We start from the raw sequence: 16,847 nt of genomic DNA on the forward strand, positions 1-16,847 counted from the left end.
CTACTTCCCTTGCTACGCAGCACAGCCACTTTCCCTGTTCGTGACAGCGGCCCCCACCCCGCCTCGTTCGTGATCAGGCACAAAGGTTTTTGGTCAGAACTTGACCAGGCCGTGTTGGTGGGCGAAGACCACGATCTGCACGCGGTCGCGCAGGGCGAGCTTGCGCAGGATCGCGCCGACGTGGGTCTTCACGGTCGACTCGCTGGCGAAGATCAGGCCGGCGATCTCGGTGTTGGACAGGCCCCGGGCCACGGCGTCGAAGACCTCGCGCTCCTTGTCGGTGAGCGCCAGGTAGGCGGACGGCACCGGCGCGGCCGCGCGGAACTGGGTCTCCAGCAGCGTGGACAGGTCACTCGGGGCGAGCACTGCGTTACCCGCGTGCACCGTGCGGATCGCGTCGCGCAGCATCAGCGGGGTGGTGTCTTTCAGCAGGAAACCGCTGGCGCCGTAGCGGATCGCCCGGGCCGCGCGGTCGTCCAGGTTGAAGGTGGTCAGCACCACCACCCGCACCGGACGGGCCCGGCGGGCCACTCGTTCGGGCTGGAAGATCTGCCGGGTGGCCTCGACCCCGTCCATCTCGGGCATCCGGATGTCCATCAGCACCACGTCGGGCTGCAGTTCGTCGACGAGCCGCACTGCCTCCAGGCCGTCACCGGCCGAACCGACCACGGCCATGCCCGGCTGCGCATTGATGATCACCTGCACGCCGGCCCGGAACAGCTCCTGATCGTCGACCAGGAGCACGCGGATGTCCGGGAGGCTCTCTTCGCTCATCGCCCGCTCACGGGAATCCAGGCAGTCACGGTGAAGGTCGGTCCTTCCGGTTCGTCGCGGGTCCGGATGTCGAGCTTGCCACCTACGCTCTCTACCCGGCGACGCATCCCGCCGAGCCCCTGCCCGCCCGGGCTCGGTGTTTCCCCGCTCGGCAGCACGTCGAGCGGCTGGGTGTCCGCGAGCCGCCGGGCCGCGACGTTACGCACCTCGATCCGCAGGTCGTGCGCGAAGGGTCCTTCCGGCCAATGTCTCTCGACGTGCACCGGACGATCGCGGCGGCCGTGCCGGATGGCGTTCGTGAGCATCTCCTGCGTCACCCGGTGGGCGACGACCTCCAGCTCGGGCGGCAGAGGACGCACCGGGCCGACCTCGTTGGTGATCACCTCGTGCCCGCTGGAACGAACCCCGGCGACGAGCTCACGGAACGAGCCCGCCGACGCCACCACGGCGGCTTGCTGGGCCCCGGCCAGCACCTGGCGAATGTCTTGCAGCGACGACCGGGCCGACGTGGCGATCGTGACCATGGTCTTCTTCAGCACCACCGGATCGTCGTCGAGGAACTGCGCCGACTCGGCCTGCGCCAGGATCACCGCCAGCGAGTGTCCCACCACGTCGTGCACGTCGGCGGCCAGCCGGGCCTGTTCCTCACGCAGCGACGCGATCTCCCGGGCCTGCTCACTCTCACGCTGAGCCAGCTCGTTCTCGCGCTGGGCCCGGGCGGCATCGGCCTCGGCCACCTCGAGTGACGCCTCCGAGGCGCTGGCCCGCACCGCGAACCGGGCGACCAGGCCGATCAGCCAGGGCACCAGCAACAGCGCGAGCACGAAGGCCGCCGACATCATCCGCCACGACACACCCAGGACATCGGCAGCCAGTGAGAGGGGCACCCCGCCGGAGAGCAACGACAGCGCCTCCGGGCCGATATGGGTCATGAAGACCACGCCGCCGATCACGGCCGTGGGAATCGACACCATGCTGACCCAGAGCGTGGCCGCGCTACCCCACCGAGCCATCGCGAAAGCGATGTAGACGATGGATAACTGGACCAGCATGATGCTGAGCTCGTTCGAGAACTGCAGCAGCCCGACCAGCCAGACCGTGCCCAGTGCCACCGACGGCCAGTGCCGGGCCATGGCGACCGCGATCGCCATGCCGAACACCAGCACCACGAATTGCAGGCGATCGATCGCGTACCAGCTGACGAAGACGGTCTCGGCGAGCCCGGCGAACCACACCAGCAGGCCGGCGAAGACGTCGGCGCCCCACCTGCGCAGCCACCTTTGCAGATCACGAACAAGCTTCTGCCCGTCAGGACTCATCGGGGGCCGGGGCTGATCGGAATGCGGTTCCAGGGACTGGTTCATCGGGGCACCATCAGAATTGCGGTGCCAGATCCCGGTGGTCGCATCGATATCGGAACGGGCGACGCGGGCCCGGTACTCCCGGCGCGCAGCAGCACGGTGATGACGGAACCTCCGACCAGGTTGATGACACTACCTCGCAATGGAAGCACGCTGAGCAGCCCCGACCCGGCAGGTGCGGGGCCTGACCGCCCAGGAGCCGGATTTCGCCGCAGCGTGCGTTTCCCCAGGTCGTGGCGGCCAAGCCGGTCGATGCTCGGGATGCTCATCGCCCCCGGCCCGTCGCCAGGGCGTCGCGCACCAGCAGATCCACCAGCTCGACGTAGGGCAGACCGCCGGCGGCGAACATCTTCGGCGCCTGCGACTGCTCCGTGAACCCCGGCGCGGTGTTCACCTCGTTGAGCACCAGGCCCTGCGCAGTGAGGAAGAAGTCAACACGTGCCACCCCCGAGCAGCCGAGCGCGTCGTACATCGCTAGCGCGGCCTCTTCCAGCGCCTTCCCCTCCTGAGCGCTCAGATCGGCCGGGATCAAGAACTCGGCACTGCCGTCGTACTTGGTCGATTGGTCGAAAATCTCTTTCTTCAGAACGATCTCGAGCGGCGGTGCGACCAGGCGGGAGCCGTCGGGCCGCCCGAGCACGGCCACGTCGATCTCCCGGCCGCTGATCTGTTCCTCCACCAGCACGCGATCATCGAGTGCGAGAGCGGCGTCGAGGGCAGCCGGTAGCTGTGCCTCGTCCATCATCAGTGAAACCCCGTGACTGGACCCCGCCGACACCGGCTTGACCACCACCGGACCAGTGAAAACATATGCGCTAGAGGTGCTTCGCGTCAGCAGGCAACCCGGCGCCACCGGAATGCCGATGGCCTGGGCAACGAGCTTCGTGACCCATTTGTCCATGGCCACCGCACCCGGGCCCACTCCCGACCCGACGTAGGGCACCTGGGCAAGATCACAGAGCGCGGCGAGGGTGCCGTCTTCCCCGTGGGAGCCGTGCAGCATCGGCACCACCACCTCGCAACTGCTGATCACCTGCACCGCGCCGGCCAGGCCGATGGGGCGCAACTCGCCGTCGCGCCAGGTGCCCGCCCGGTCGATGGTCAGGCCGACCACCTCGTAACCGGCTGCCAGCAAGGCATTCCGAACGCCCGCGGCCGAGGCGAGGGAAACCTCGTGCTCACTGTTCTGCCCACCGCCGACCACGGCCACCCGTGCGCTCACGACCGCCCTCCAGACCGGCCGCGGGCCAGACGGGGCCCCAGGCCAGTCATCATTTCGTGCTCGATAGTGTCTGCCCAGGAAGCCCATTCGGCCACCGTTGGTTCTCCGGCGGCGCCGGGCCCGAACACCGTCACGACGTCGCCCATGCGCGCGCCCTCTTCTCCCAGATCGATCACGGCCATATCCATCGAGATCCGCCCCACCAACGGCCGGCGCACACCCCGCACGAGTACCTGCGCCCGGTTCGAGGCACGGCGGGGAAGTCCGTCCGCATATCCGACGCCGATGAGGCCCAGTTGGGTTGTCATCGGTGCGGTCCAGGTCTGCCCGTACCCCACCGCGGTACCGGCACCGACCCGGCGCAGGCCGATCACGGGCGCGGTCAGGGTCAGGGTGGGCCGCATCCGCCCCGCACCCGAGGGGTCGATACCGAACAACCCGGCCCCGACCCGGACCGTCGTGTGGTGACTCAGCGGGTCGTTCAGGGTGGCAGCGGTGGCGGCCAGGTGCCGGTGCGCGGGATCGAGCCCGGCGTCCCGGGCCACCCGCACGCCCCAGTCGAACGTCGCCCGGCCCACTGCATTCGACGCGTCGTCCGGTACATCTGCGCAGCTCAGATGGCCCATCAGGCCGATTACCCGGACCAGGCCGAGCTGCTCGGCCTGCCGCGCCGCCGCGCACAGAGCCGGCCAGAGGGCAGGCTCGGCGCCGTCGCGGGCCAGGCCGCAGTCCAGGTGCAGGTGCACGGTGGCGCCCGGGGCGAGAGTGGCCACGGCAGCCAGGTGCTCCAGGCTCGGCACGGCCAGTTCCACACCCGCCCGCACGGCCCGTGCCCAGTCCGCGTCCACCGGATTGAGCCAGCTCAGCACGGGTGCGTAGACCCGCTCGGAGCGCAGGGCCAGGGCCTCGGCCAGGCTGGTGACGCCGAGCCGGGTCGCACCGTGGGCCAGTGCGGTGCGGGCGACCTGGGCGGCGCCGTGGCCGAACGCGTCCGCCTTCACCACCGCCATCACCTCGCCCTGGGTGATCCGGCTGAGATGGCGGGTGTTCGCCCCCACAGCCGCCAGGTCCACGGTGAGGGTGGGACGGGACGCGAGGCTGGTTCCGCTGCCCTTTTCTGCCTTGGGAACGGGGAAGAAAGGTGCATGATCGCCCACGATCACCGATGCACTCATGCTGCACCCTCTGGATCGGCTGGATCGGCTGAACCGGCCGGACCGTAGAGAGCACTCGGGGCGCCGGTGGTCAGGGCCCAGTAACGATCGCCGTAGGACCAGTGCCACCACTCGGTCGGGTAGTTCACCAGACCGGCGCTGTTCAGCGCGGCCGCCATCAGCCGCCGATGGGCCCTGGCCTGCGAAGAGATCCACGGCGAGTCGAAGAAGCAGGCTCCGCGTGACTGCTCGGGAGTCGCATCCACCGGTGTGCCGAGATCGAGAGCGACGCCCGCCTCGTCCACCATGGAGAGATCGACGGCGGCCCCGGCGACGTGAGGGGCCACCGCGAGCGGCGCCACGAACCGGGCCACCAGGTCGGGCAGGTCCCGCTCGCTCGCACCGGGGTGGGCCGCCCGGACCTGCGCCGTGTACGTCTCGATGATCGCCCGTTGCTGCTGCGGTGAGCGATGCCCCTCGACCACCCGCAGATGCAGGCCCCGGGGCAGGAAGGACTGAGCCCGGAGCAACCGGGTCGCCAGCCCCACGCGGACCGTGGCCCGGACCGGGCCGAAGTTCTCGGAGAGTTCGACCATCGGTTCGCCGGTCTCACGCAGCGGCACTGCAGCGACCCGAGGGTCGGAGAGAAGGATCGTCACGATGAACAACGTTCGCCCGACGGGCCCCGCCGGCACCTCCACCTGAGGTATCACCCGCCGGTACCCACGGAGGAGAGTTCAGACCCGGGGATGACGCGCCACCTGCGCCTCGCGGACGAGCATCGAGGTCATGATCCCGATGACTGCGGGCGAGATCGCTCTGATCTGTGACGGCGAGGTCCACGGCGACCCGGACCGGACGGTGACCGGCGAGGCATACCTGGACAACCGCGTCCCGGTGCGGGGCGGGCTGTTCGTGGCGCTGGCCGGAGCCCGTTCCGACGGTCACGACCACGCGGAGGGGGCGCACGTCGTGCTCGGGTCCCAGCCCACCCCCGCGACCACGGTGGTCGTGACCGATCCGGTGGTGGCCCTCGGCCGGCTGGCCCGGCACGTGGTGCGGCAGGTGCGTCCCCAGGTGATCGCCCTGACCGGCTCGCACGGCAAGACCGGCACGAAAGACCTTCTCGCGGCGTTGCTCCCCGGCGCCGTCACCACGGTGGGCAACCTGAACAACGAGCTGGGTGTGCCGCTGACCGCCCTGCGGGTCGGCGCCACGACCGACCGGCTGGTGCTGGAGATGGGCGCGCGAGGGGTCGGGCAGTTGTCCTGGCTGACCTCGATCGCCCGTCCCGACATCGCGGCGGTGCTCAACGTCGGCAGCGCCCACATCGGCCGTTTCGGCTCGGCGCAACTGATCGCGCGGGCCAAGGGCGAGCTGATCGAGGCGCTGCCCGCCGACGGCCTGGCGGTGCTGAACGCCGACGACCCCCGGGTGATGGCGATGACCCCGCGCACCCTGGCACCGGTGCGGACCTTCGGCCGGCGCGGTGACGTGACCTGGCGCCACGTCACGCTGGACCCTCTGGGCCGGCCGTCGTTCGAGCTCCGTCTCGACGGCGGGTGGTTCCCGGTGACCCTGCACCGCAGTGGTGACCACCAGGTCGCCAACGCCGCCGCGGCAGCCACGATGGCGCTGGCCGCCGGGGAGTCGCCGGGCGACATCGCGGACCGGCTGGGGCGGGCCGGGCCCACCCCGCACCGCCTGGAGCCGAAAGAACGCGTCGACGGACTTCTGGTGCTGGACGACACCTACAACTCCAATCCCGACGCGGCTCTGGCCGCGCTGGCCTGTCTGGACGGGATCGGTCGGCGCCGGGCGGGCCGGACCGTCGCGGTGCTGGGCGAGATGCACGAACTGGGACCGCACTCCGCTGATTCGCATCGGCAGGTCGGGGCGCTGACCGGGATCTTCGGTGTGGACGCCGTGCTCGCGGTGGGTGGCGAGGCTCTCCCGGTGGCCAGGGAGGCGGGTGGGGTGCACGTGCCCGACCGCGCCGGCGCACTCGACTGGCTGCGGGCCAACCTCACGGCCGATGACGTGGTGCTGGTCAAGGGCTCGCGGGCGGGCGCCCTCGATCTGCTCGTCGACGAGCTGCTCGGCACGGTCCCGGCGGGCTGACGGTGTGGGCTCTTCCTGGTCAGGTGACCGACACGCCCGGGCCCTCGCCGGCGGCACCCATTTATTGAGGACGCCGGTGGACACCGGGGCGGGCGGGTGTCCGTCCCGGGGTCGCCCGTGGGTGGCCCTGTGCCCAGGGAGGCTTCCGGGGCCCCGATCATCCCGATCAGCGGGTGACGTAGCTCTCGCCGGTTCAGGATCACGGCAAACCAAAAAAAGCTCCCGGGATGTCCCGGAAGCTTTCTTGGTGTTGCTGGGTGGTGCGCGAGGGGGGAGTTGAACCCCCACGCCCTTTCGGGCACACGGACCTGAACCGTGCGCGTCTGCCTATTCCGCCACTCGCGCTTGCTGCGAGTAGAACGCTAGCACGATTTGGGGGTGCCCCCTGACCTGCCACCCGGGGCCCGGACCCACTGTCCGGGAGGAGCCGGGCATCTGGGGATAATCGGTGACGATCTCCGGTCCCCGTCTCATCCACGGGGTGCACCGGCTCGCGGATACGCTGGGAGGTGACCGGACCCGTGCCACGGATCACGGTGTGCCCCTCAGGCGTTGTCCTCGAGGCGGGCGCACCGGGCGTCCCATGTACCGGGCCGGTCGTGCTGTGACCGTGACTGCGGCAGGATCTGTGAGGATCAGCAGTCAGCCACCGGACCGGGAGGAGGTAGCCGTGGGAATGTTCGACCGGATGGAGAAGGGCATCGAGCGCGCCGTCAACGGCGCCTTCGCCAAGGCCTTCAGAAGTGAGGTGCAGCCGGTCGAGATCGCCAGCGCCCTCCGCCGCGAGATCGACGACCGGGCCACTGTGGTCGCCCGCGGTCGCACCCTGGCGCCGAACACCTTCGTGGTGGAACTCGGCGCCGGAGACCATGAGCGCCTCGGCGAGTGGGAAGACACGCTCGGCGACGAGCTGCGCGACGTGGTCGCGGAGCACGCAGGCAACCAGGAGTACTCGTTCGTCGGGCCGATCACGGTCCGCTTCGAAGAGGCCCAGGATCTCGACACCGGCCTGTTCCGGGTCCGCAGCACCACCACCCGCGGCACCCGGCCCCAACAGTCCCACCCGCAGCAGCAGGCGCTCTCCCGCGCCCCGCAGCAGCAACAACACCGGCCCGGCCAGGGCTACGGGCAGCCCCCCGCCCAGCAACAGCAGCCCGACCACCCCTCTTTGGTGGTCGACGGCCGGGTCTACCCGATCACCGCACCGGTCACCGTGATCGGTCGCGGCACTGAGGCCGACGTGATCGTCGATGACATCGGTGTGTCCAGGCGACACGCCGAGGTCCGCGTCGAGCACGGCCGGCTGATTGCGGCCGACCTCGGATCTACGAACGGCACGTACGTCGACGGCGAACGCATCAACACCGCCGAGGTCGTCGACGGCAGCCAGATCAAGATCGGCCGCAGCACCCTCGTCATCCGCTTCGGATCATGGTGATGAAACCGCGATGAGCGAGCTCACGCTGACCCTGCTACGGCTGGGATTCCTTGCACTTCTCTGGCTACTGGTGTTGTCGGTCGTGGCGGTCATGCGCCGCGACCTGTTCAACAGCCCCCGGGTGAGCCGCCGACCAGCCACGGCCGCAGTTCCGGCCATGTCGGGTGGTGGTGGCAGATCCCAGCCACAGCAGCAGGAATCGCCACCACTCCCGACGACACTGGTCGTGACGGCGGGATCACTCAAAGGCACGACGATTCCCCTGGGTCAGGCTCCGATCCTGATCGGGCGCACACCGGAGAGCACGCTGGTGCTGGACGACGACTACGCGTCGGGTCGGCATGCACGGCTGTCATTGCGGCACGGCGTCTGGATGGTCGAAGATCTCGGGTCAACCAACGGGACCTTCTTGGGACGCAACCGCGTTCAGGACCCGGTACCGATCGCCCCCGGAGCCCAGATCCGGATCGGGCGTACCGTCCTCGAGCTGCGGAGGTAGGACATGGCGATCGCGTTGCGGTACGCGGCGCGCTCCGATGTCGGCCTGGTCCGGTCCAACAACCAGGACTCCGGCTTCGCCGGGCCCAGCCTGCTGATCATTGCGGACGGTATGGGCGGACACGCGGGCGGTGACATCGCGTCGTCCCTGGCCATCGGCGAGATGGCGCCCCTGAACGACATGGAGCACGGACTCGAGGCCGCGCTGGACGAACTGCAGGAGTCACTGCGGCACGTTCAGCACGAGCTCGAGGCACGGGTGGGCGAGGAACCGGCACTGTCCGGCATGGGTACGACGGTCACGGCGATCCTGCGGGTCGGCAACGGCCGGCTGGGTCTCGCGCACATCGGCGACTCGCGCGCCTACGTGCTGCACAACGGCCGGCTCGACCAGATCACGCGCGACCACACGTTCGTCCAGCGGTTGGTGGACGACGGCCGGATCACGCTGGCCGAGGCCGAGCAGCACCCCCAGCGTTCGGTGCTGATGCGGGTGCTGAGCGATGTCATGGACGACGTCGACCCCGACCTGACCATGCTCGAGGCCCGGGTCGGCGACCGGTACCTGCTCTGCTCCGACGGCCTCTCCGGCGTGGTCAGCTTCGAGACCATCGAAGAGACACTGGCTTTCGGTAAAGACCCGGCCAGCACCTGCGACCAGCTCGTGCAGTTGGCCCTGCGCAGCGGTGCGCCCGACAACGTCACCTGCATCGTGGCCGACGTCGTCGACTCCGTCAGCTCTCCCGTGAGCATCGAGCCGGTGGTCGTCGGGGCCGCCTCTCTTCATCCCCAGCCGCGGATCGGATTCGGCGGATCCGCGGCTGAACGAGCCGCCGAACTGACGTCGACTGCTCCGATCCCGGTTGTGCGCGACTACGACAACCCGGCCGAGCAGCTCTACCAGAACGGCTACGGCGACCAGTACCAGGACGAGTACCAGGGCCGGTACCGCGACCAGTACAGCGACGGCGGCGGTTACGGCGACCAGTACGACCAGTACGAAGACGGTTCCCGCGACGCCCTGGAAGAGGAGCCGCCGGGTGAACGCACCCGCGGAGGCCGGGCTCGCAAGGGCTCGCCGAGGCGCGGCCTGCGCATCGGTCTGTTCACGCTGGTTCTGGTGATCCTGGTGGCCGGCGGTGGCTACGGGGCCTACCACTGGAGCCAGGGGCGGTACTTCGTGGGCGCCGAGGCCGGCACGGTGGCCATCTTCAAGGGCCTGCCGCAGTCGCTCGGTCCGATCGACCTCAGCAGTGTCACCTCGCTGGCGCCGGACGTGCCGGTGAGCGGACTGTCGGAGGCGAGCCAGAAGCGCGTGCGCAACGGCATCTCGGCCGACGACCAGGCCGCGGCGGAGACCACGGTGGGCAAGCTGCGTACCGAGGTCGTGTGCCGGGCGGCGGCCAGTGCCGCTGCGGAGACGCCGACGACCACGCCCACTCCTGCGGCCACGACGACCAAGGCTGCCGGCAAGACGACGACCAAGAAGTCCGGCGCGACCGACGGGGCGAGCGCGCAGGGCAACACCAAGGTCGAACAGGCGAGTGCCACCACCGGCACCCCGACAACGGCACCGACGACCACCCCGTCCACGGGTGGTGGATCCACGGCGGACTGCGGAGAGAGCAACTGATGGCGTCCGCGAGAACAGAATCGCCGCGTACCGGGCGTAATCTCGAGGCGGTGCTGATCGCCGCTGCGATCGGGCTGGCCATCGGCGCCTACGCACTGGTCGGCTTGGCCATTGACGGCACGCTGCCGCCTGGCATGCTCGGTTACGGAGCTGGTCTGGGCGCTCTGGCCCTGGTGCTACACCTGGCTGTGCGCAAGTTCGCTCCCTACGCTGACCCGGCCCTGCTGCCACTGGCCATGCTGCTCAACGGTCTGGGCCTGGTCATGATCCACCGCATCGACCTTGGGCTGGGCAAGAGCTTCGGCGAGTCCGCGGCACTGCGGCAGCTGTTCTGGTCGGCTCTGGGCGTGATCGCGGCCACCGTGATCGTGATCTGGCTGCGCGACCACCGAGTGCTCAGCCGCTTCACCTACATCGCGATGGCGGCTGGCCTGGTCCTGCTGCTATTACCGCTAGTTCCGTTCATCGGTAAGAACATCAACGGCGCGCGGATTTGGATCGGCGTCGGTGGCTTCTCCTTCCAGCCCAGTGAAATCGCCAAGATCGCGCTGACCATCTTCTTCGCGGGTTACCTGGTCACCGCCCGGGACTCACTGTCGCTGGTCGGCCGCAAGGTGCTGTGGATGCAGCTGCCCCGAGCCAAAGACCTGGGTCCGCTGCTCGTTGCCTGGGGCGTCACCCTGGCCGTGCTGGTGTTCGAGCGCGACCTCGGTACCTCGCTCCTGTTCTTCGGCATGTTCGTCGGTCTGCTCTATGTCGCCACGGAACGCGGAAGCTGGGTTTTGCTGGGTCTGCTGCTGTTCAGTGGCGGCGCCTACCTAGCGTTGAAGTTGTTCGCACATGTGCAGCGCCGGGTCGATTTCTGGCTGCACCCCTTCGACCCGGACATTGTCGACAACAGCACCCAGATCGTGCAGGGATTGTTCGGCATGGCCAACGGCGGCCTGATCGGCACAGGTCTCGGCGAGGGTCACCCCTACGGAAGTTATATGTACTACCCGGCGAGCGACATGATCTTCGCTTCGATCGGGGAGGAACTCGGCCTAGCCGGGCTGTTCGCTCTTCTCCTGATCTATGCGGTGATCGTGGAACGCGCGCTGCGCACGGCCATCGGAGCCCGCGACGGCTTCGGCAAGCTGCTGGCCACCGGGCTGTCGCTCACTATGGCGCTGCAGGTCTTCGTCGTGGTCGGTGGTGTCACCCGGGTGATCCCGCTGACCGGTCTGACCCTGCCGTTCATGGCGGCCGGTGGCTCGTCGCTGCTGGCGAACTGGATGATCATCGCCATCCTGCTGCGTATCTCGGACTCGGCCCGGAGGCCGGCGGCCGAGTCAGACGGCCCAATGTTCGATCTGCCGATCGAAGAGATCCCCCAGGAAATGCAAGGCGATTTGGAGCACCGCGACGACCAGCGGGGCGAGTACGGGTCGGGTAACGATCAGGAGACGGTGGTGGTCCGGTGAACAGCCCGATCCGTAGGCTGGCAGCGGTCGTCGCTCTGCTCTTTGCCTCGTTGTTCATCAGCGTCACCTACATCCAGGTGGTGTCGGCCAAGGAGCTCGAGGACAACCCCCGCAATATCCGCACGGTTGTTGCGGAGCGCAGCCGCGAGCGAGGCGACATCAAGGTCGGCAACAAGGTGGTGGCGTCGTCGGAGAAGGTCGACGACATGTACCAGTACCTGCGGACATACTCCAACGGCGCCATGTACGCCCCGGTGACGGGGTTCTACTCGGTGGTCAGCGGCAGCCCGTACGGTCTGGAGGGGGCGGAGAGCGAATACCTCTCCGGCACCTCGGACGAGCTGTTCATCCGCAACCTCAGCAGTCTGCTGACGGGTGAGGAGCCGCAGGGAGCCACCGTCGAGACCACGATCAATGCCAAGGCCCAGAAGGCGGCCTGGGACGAGCTGGGCGATCAGGACGGTGCCGTGGTGGCGCTCGACCCGGAGACCGGCGACATCCTGGCCATGGTCAGCAAGCCCTCGTACAACCCGAACAGCCTGGCCACGCATGACACCGCGAAGGCCAACGCTGCTTACAAGAAGCTGAACGCGTCCGATCTCGAACCGCTGCTGAACCGCACCATCCGTCAGCTGTACGCGCCGGGGTCGACGTTCAAGATCATTACCTCGGCAGCGGCGCTGTCGAACGGCTGGAGTGCGGACTCGACCGCCAACCTCACCGGCGTGGCCCGGCTGGACCTGCCGGAAACCACGGCAACCCTGCCGAACGACGATGGCCTGCCTTGCGCCGGCGGCACCCCCACGCTGCGTCAGGCGCTCGAGAAGTCGTGCAACACCACCTACGGCCAGCTGGGCATGGACCTGGGCCAGGAGACGCTGGCCGAGCAGGCCGCCAAGTTCGGCTTCGGTCAGCCCCTCACCGTGCCGCAGACCGTGGTCGAGAGCGTGTTCCCGAGCAACCTGAACCAGCCGCAGCTGGCACAGTCGGCGATCGGCCAGTTCTCCGTGCGGGCCACGCCGCTGCAGGTGGCGATGCTGTCGGCCGGCGTGGTCAACGGCGGGATCGTGATGCGGCCCAACCTGGTCGCGAAGGTGACCAGTGCAGACGGCAAGACGGTCTCCGAGCCCAGCCCGGAGGAGTTCTCCGAGGCGGTCACCCCCGAGGTGGCGGACTCGCTGAAGTCGATGATGGTCTCGGTGGTGACGGACGGCACCGGTCGCCCGGCTCAGATCAGCGGGGTTACCGTCGGCGGTAAGACCGGTACCGCTCAGACCGCCGAAGGTCAGAACCCGGACGTATGGTTCACATGTTTCGGAGAGAAGGACGGCAAGAAGATCGCCGTCGCGGTCGTCGTCGAAGACGGCGGAAGGCTCGGCAGTGAAGCCTTCGGTAGTACGGTCGCCGCACCGATCGCCAAGGCTGTGATGGAGGCGGTGCTGTCGTGATCACCAGCGTTGGTCAAAGACTTGGTGAGCGCTACGTCCTGCGTGAGCGCATCGCCGTGGGCGGCATGGGCGAGGTCTGGGCCGCTGTCGACGAGGTACTGAACCGGCCGATCGCAGTGAAGGTGCTGCGCACCGACCTGGCTCCGGACGCGAACTTCCAGGCCCGGTTCCGGGCCGAGGCCCGTACCGCCGCGGCACTGAGCCACGGCGGGATCGCCGCGGTCTACGACTACGGCGAGGCGCTCGGCTCGGCGTACCTGGTGATGGAGCTCGTGCCGGGTGACCCGCTGTCGGCGATGATCGCCGACGAGGGTGCGCTGGGTACCGAACGCACGCTGTCGATCGTGTCCCAGGCCGCACGCGCGCTGCACGCGGCGCACCGGCACGGTGTGATCCACCGGGACATCAAACCGGCGAACCTGATGATCACGCCGGAGCTGCGGGTCAAGGTCACCGACTTCGGTATTGCCCGGCCCCGCGACCACGAGCCGCTGACGGCCACCGGCCAGGTGATGGGCACCGCCCACTACCTGGCTCCGGAGCTGGCCCGTGGCGAGACCGCGTCGCCGCTGTCCGACGTCTACGCGCTCGGTGTGGTGGCGTACGAATGCCTCACCGGGTGGCGGCCGTTCGAGGGCGACAATCAGGTCGCCGTCGCCACGGCCCACCTGCAGGACGAGCCGCCGCCACTGCCGGAGACCATCCCGGCGCCGGTGCGGCAGATCGTCATGGCGGCCATGGCGAAGAACCCGGCCAAGCGCCCCCAGGGCGCGAACGCGCTGGCCTCGCTGATGGAAGACGTACGACTGCGAGGTCTGGCGGGTGGCCGCCCGTCCACTCCCGACTCCGACCCGCTGGGTCTGATCCCGGGCGAGCCCGAGCCCTGGGACACGAACACCGCTCCCCATGGCCAGACCGGTCCGACCCAGCAGGGCGGCCGCCGGAACGCCGCCATCGACCGGGCCACCGGGCCGGGCAGCCAGGGCAGCCAGGGCAGCCCGAACGGTCAGGGTCCGTCCCGGCAGTCGGTGTGGGAATCGCGCAATCAGCGCCGGGAGCAGGAGAGCCAGCAACCGGCCGACCCCGGCTACGCCCAGGAGCAGCAGGATTACGGCTACCGCCGTGACCCCGGTCGCCAGCAGCCGCCCCAGCAGGGTGGCTACCCGCCGCAGAGCCAGCAACCGGGCCAGCAGCAGAGCCAGCAGCCGGGGTACGACCGGGACAACTTCTTCGACGAGGGCTACGACGACAACCGTCGTGGCCGGGCCGACCAGCGTCCGCCGTACGGTGGTGGCGACCAGGGCTACGACCAGGGCTACGACCAGCCTGATGCGCGCTACGACCGGAACGACCGACAGGATCGGGGCCGGGACGATGACGACCCGTTCTCGTCACTGGGCCAGGGCGGGGGCTACCCCTCGCGAGCATCGGTGCGGGGCAATGCCCGTTCCCGGGCCGGCCACGACAACTCGTCGTCGGGGCGCAGCAAACGACGGCTGAGCATGCCGCTGGCCGCGCTGCTCGCCCTGTTGGTGATCGTGGTGGTGGTAGTGCTCTGGAGCCATCGGAGTGACGCTGCGACCCGTTCGCTGGACACGGCCGGGTTGCGATCCGGTCACACCACCTCCTCCGTGACCCCCGGAAGCAACGCGACCGTGGTTACGGACGTCGGGATCAGAGGATGATGAACGCGGCCAGGACGACGCGAGGATGGAACCGGTGAACGACAACGTGCGGGTGCTCGGCAACCGCTACGAGATCGGCGACCTGATCGGTCGCGGTGGCATGGCGGAGGTGCACGCCGGCCGGGACGCCCGCCTCGGCCGTACCGTCGCGATCAAGCTGCTGCGTACCGACCTGGCGCGGGATGCGACGTTCCAGGCTCGGTTCCGGCGCGAGGCACAGTCCTCGGCCGCCCTGAACCACCCCTCCATCGTCGCGGTCTACGACACCGGCGAGGAGTCGATCGTCGAGGCCAGCGGTGCGGTGGTGAACCTGCCGTACATCGTCATGGAGATCGTCGAGGGCCGCACGCTGCGTGAGGTGCTCGGCGAGGGCCACCACCTCGACGTCGACGCCGCCCTCGAGATCACCACGGGTGTGCTGGCGGCGCTGGAGTACAGCCACCGCATCGGCATCGTGCACCGGGACATCAAACCGGCCAACGTGATGCTGACCCCGGTCGGCGACGTGAAGGTGATGGACTTCGGCATCGCCCGGGCCATGGCCGACTCGTCCTCCCAGATGACACAGACGCAGGCCGTCATCGGCACCGCGCAGTACCTTTCCCCCGAGCAGGCGCGCGGCGAGCAGGTCGACACCCGCAGCGACCTCTACTCCGCGGGCTGTCTGCTCTACGAACTCCTCACCGGGCGTCCGCCGTTCATGGGTGACTCCCCGGTGTCGGTGGCCTACCAGCACGTGCGGGAGCAGCCCATCCCGCCGAGCCACGTGGTCGCCGGTATCCCCGAGGCCGTCGACCGGATCGTGCTGCACTCCCTGGCCAAGGGCCGGGACGAGCGCTACCAGACGGCTCAGGACTTCCGCGCCGACGTCGAGGCCGCCCGCGGTGGGCGCCAGATCTACGCGCCGGCCCCGGCGATGACCGGGTCCAACTCCACCACGCAGTTCATGCCGGCGGCCGACGGCACCCGGGCGATGTCCCCGGTGCCCGGCAACGCGGCCCAGGGCGCGGCGATGTACGGCGACCAGGCCACCACGGTCGGCGGTCAGCAGTACGACCCGTTCCAGCAGCAACAGCAAGACGATTACGGTCGCCGCTCCCACGAGCCGGAACCGAGCAATCGCAGGCCCCTGATGATCGGGGCGGCGGTGCTGGCGGTCATCGTGGTGCTGCTGCTGGTGATGAACCAGCTAGGCGTTTTCGGTGGCAGCGACAAGGAAGCCACTGGTGACACCAGTTCAACCACCATCGCGATCCCCAAGGTCATCGGCAAGGATCAGGCGATCGCCAAGAGCGATCTCGTGGCTGCGGGTTTTACCGCCGACAACATCAAGACCAAGTCGAAGAAAACCACAAAATCCGACGAGTACGGCAAGGTCCTGAGCGTCGATCCGAATGAGGGGGAAGAGGCGGCCAAGGACGCCACCATCACCCTGACGGTTGGCAAGAAGCCGAACGACGTCACCGTGCCCAGCGTCATTGGTAAGACTCTGAGCAGTGCCAAAGCTCTCGTGGAAGCAGAGAATCTGGTCGTCGAAACAACAGTGGCGACCAAATCCAACGCCACCACCGCAGGTCAGGTGGTCGGCAGCAACCCGTCTGCGGGTGACAGCGTGGAACCCGGAAGCACGGTCACCCTGAACGTCTCCTCCGACACGGTGATCGTGCCGGAAGGTCTGGACAGCATGACGTTCCAGCAGGCCAAGAGTGCCCTGGCTGCCGTCGGGCTGAAGGCGCAGAGCGTTCCGGGCTCATCCAGTGGCGGTGTCACCCCGGGCATGGTGCTGGAATCCAATTACCCCAGCGGCTACAAGGTCACACGCGGTGGCACGGTGAAACTGACGGTGGCCACGGCCCCCTCCACGACCACCACCACGACCACCGCTCCCTCGGTTGATCCCACCGAGTCGGCCGATCCGACCGAGTCCGCCGACCCGACAGAACCTGCCACCCCGACCCAGACCGCCACGAGCGGCACCGGGGACGGCGACGACGATGGAGACATCCAGCCCTAGTCGCCCATAAGCCCCACATGCAGTAGGCCCTTGGAA

13 protein-coding genes and 1 tRNA gene are annotated in these 16,847 nt (G+C 68.8%); 8 read left to right on the plus strand and 6 right to left on the minus strand.

Features of this window, described 5'->3' with window-relative positions; genetic code table 11:
- Nucleotides 1-93: 93 nt before the first annotated feature.
- From QSK05_RS00710 to QSK05_RS00730, 5 genes are all read right to left on the minus strand, one after another.
- Complete coding sequence (locus QSK05_RS00710) at nucleotides 94-774, minus strand: response regulator (protein WP_285592799.1); 681 nt, start codon at nucleotides 772-774, stop codon at nucleotides 94-96.
- A complete protein-coding gene (locus QSK05_RS00715; RefSeq protein ID WP_285592801.1) occupies nucleotides 771-2,138 on the minus strand; it encodes a sensor histidine kinase in 1,368 nt (455 codons plus the stop codon). The genes QSK05_RS00710 and QSK05_RS00715 overlap by 4 nt, the downstream gene beginning before the upstream one ends.
- Nucleotides 2,139-2,400: 262 nt before the next feature.
- Nucleotides 2,401-3,357 (minus strand): D-alanine--D-alanine ligase family protein, encoded by a 957-nt coding sequence (locus tag QSK05_RS00720; protein ID WP_285592803.1) that lies wholly within the window; start codon nucleotides 3,355-3,357, stop codon nucleotides 2,401-2,403.
- A complete protein-coding gene (alr, locus tag QSK05_RS00725) occupies nucleotides 3,354-4,532 on the minus strand; it encodes an alanine racemase (RefSeq protein WP_285592805.1) in 1,179 nt (392 codons plus the stop codon). Before alr ends, QSK05_RS00720 begins: the two co-directional genes overlap by 4 nt.
- Complete coding sequence (locus QSK05_RS00730; protein ID WP_285592807.1) at nucleotides 4,529-5,170, minus strand: M15 family metallopeptidase; 642 nt, start codon at nucleotides 5,168-5,170, stop codon at nucleotides 4,529-4,531. Before QSK05_RS00730 ends, alr begins: the two co-directional genes overlap by 4 nt.
- Before the next feature lie 130 nt (nucleotides 5,171-5,300).
- On the opposite strand from QSK05_RS00730, the gene QSK05_RS00735 reads away from it, so the two are divergent.
- Nucleotides 5,301-6,632, plus strand: coding sequence for a UDP-N-acetylmuramoyl-tripeptide--D-alanyl-D-alanine ligase (locus tag QSK05_RS00735; RefSeq protein WP_285592808.1), 1,332 nt, complete (start codon nucleotides 5,301-5,303; stop codon nucleotides 6,630-6,632).
- A 258-nt stretch (nucleotides 6,633-6,890) separates the two neighbouring features.
- Here QSK05_RS00735 and QSK05_RS00740 read toward each other — a convergent pair.
- Nucleotides 6,891-6,977, minus strand: a tRNA-Leu gene (locus QSK05_RS00740).
- 331 nt (nucleotides 6,978-7,308) lie between these two features.
- Here QSK05_RS00740 and QSK05_RS00745 point away from each other — a divergent pair.
- The 7 genes from QSK05_RS00745 to pknB are packed head-to-tail and all read left to right on the plus strand — an operon-like array spanning nucleotide 7,309 to nucleotide 16,811.
- Nucleotides 7,309-8,070 carry an FHA domain-containing protein gene (locus tag QSK05_RS00745; protein WP_285595142.1) on the plus strand — a complete coding sequence of 254 codons (762 nt, stop codon included), beginning with the start codon at nucleotides 7,309-7,311 and terminating at the stop codon, nucleotides 8,068-8,070.
- 10 nt (nucleotides 8,071-8,080) lie between these two features.
- Nucleotides 8,081-8,569, plus strand: coding sequence for an FHA domain-containing protein FhaB/FipA (locus QSK05_RS00750; RefSeq protein ID WP_285592810.1), 489 nt, complete (start codon nucleotides 8,081-8,083; stop codon nucleotides 8,567-8,569).
- Between the two features lie 3 nt (nucleotides 8,570-8,572).
- Nucleotides 8,573-10,201 (plus strand): PP2C family protein-serine/threonine phosphatase, encoded by a 1,629-nt coding sequence (locus QSK05_RS00755; RefSeq protein ID WP_285592812.1) that lies wholly within the window; start codon nucleotides 8,573-8,575, stop codon nucleotides 10,199-10,201.
- Entirely contained in the window at nucleotides 10,201-11,664 is a 1,464-nt protein-coding gene (locus QSK05_RS00760) for an FtsW/RodA/SpoVE family cell cycle protein (RefSeq protein WP_502879695.1), read from the plus strand. The genes QSK05_RS00755 and QSK05_RS00760 overlap by 1 nt, the downstream gene beginning before the upstream one ends.
- Nucleotides 11,661-13,112 (plus strand): peptidoglycan D,D-transpeptidase FtsI family protein, encoded by a 1,452-nt coding sequence (locus tag QSK05_RS00765; RefSeq protein ID WP_285592816.1) that lies wholly within the window; start codon nucleotides 11,661-11,663, stop codon nucleotides 13,110-13,112. The genes QSK05_RS00760 and QSK05_RS00765 overlap by 4 nt, the downstream gene beginning before the upstream one ends.
- The gene (locus QSK05_RS00770; protein ID WP_285592819.1) at nucleotides 13,109-14,797 is read left to right on the plus strand and encodes a protein kinase domain-containing protein; all 1,689 of its coding nucleotides are present in this window, start codon (nucleotides 13,109-13,111) and stop codon (nucleotides 14,795-14,797) included. The genes QSK05_RS00765 and QSK05_RS00770 overlap by 4 nt, the downstream gene beginning before the upstream one ends.
- A 25-nt stretch (nucleotides 14,798-14,822) precedes the next feature.
- Nucleotides 14,823-16,811 (plus strand): Stk1 family PASTA domain-containing Ser/Thr kinase, encoded by a 1,989-nt coding sequence (gene pknB / locus QSK05_RS00775; RefSeq protein WP_502879696.1) that lies wholly within the window; start codon nucleotides 14,823-14,825, stop codon nucleotides 16,809-16,811.
- Nucleotides 16,812-16,847: the final 36 nt, after the last annotated feature.

The organism is Kineosporia sp. NBRC 101731 (assembly GCF_030269305.1).
Classification (GTDB): Bacteria; Actinomycetota; Actinomycetes; order Actinomycetales; family Kineosporiaceae; genus Kineosporia.

Coding starts and splice junctions, on each gene's coding strand:
- pknB (WP_502879696.1), top strand. CDS start 14,823: ATGGAACCGGTGAACGACAACGTGCGGGTGCTCGGCAACCGCTACGAG.
- QSK05_RS00745 (WP_285595142.1), top strand. CDS start 7,309: ATGTTCGACCGGATGGAGAAGGGCATCGAGCGCGCCGTCAACGGCGCC.
- QSK05_RS00735 (WP_285592808.1), top strand. CDS start 5,301: ATGATCCCGATGACTGCGGGCGAGATCGCTCTGATCTGTGACGGCGAG.
- QSK05_RS00710 (WP_285592799.1), bottom strand. CDS start 774: ATGAGCGAAGAGAGCCTCCCGGACATCCGCGTGCTCCTGGTCGACGAT.
- QSK05_RS00750 (WP_285592810.1), top strand. CDS start 8,081: ATGAGCGAGCTCACGCTGACCCTGCTACGGCTGGGATTCCTTGCACTT.
- QSK05_RS00755 (WP_285592812.1), top strand. CDS start 8,573: ATGGCGATCGCGTTGCGGTACGCGGCGCGCTCCGATGTCGGCCTGGTC.
- alr (WP_285592805.1), bottom strand. CDS start 4,532: ATGAGTGCATCGGTGATCGTGGGCGATCATGCACCTTTCTTCCCCGTT.
- QSK05_RS00715 (WP_285592801.1), bottom strand. CDS start 2,138: ATGAACCAGTCCCTGGAACCGCATTCCGATCAGCCCCGGCCCCCGATG.
- QSK05_RS00760 (WP_502879695.1), top strand. CDS start 10,201: ATGGCGTCCGCGAGAACAGAATCGCCGCGTACCGGGCGTAATCTCGAG.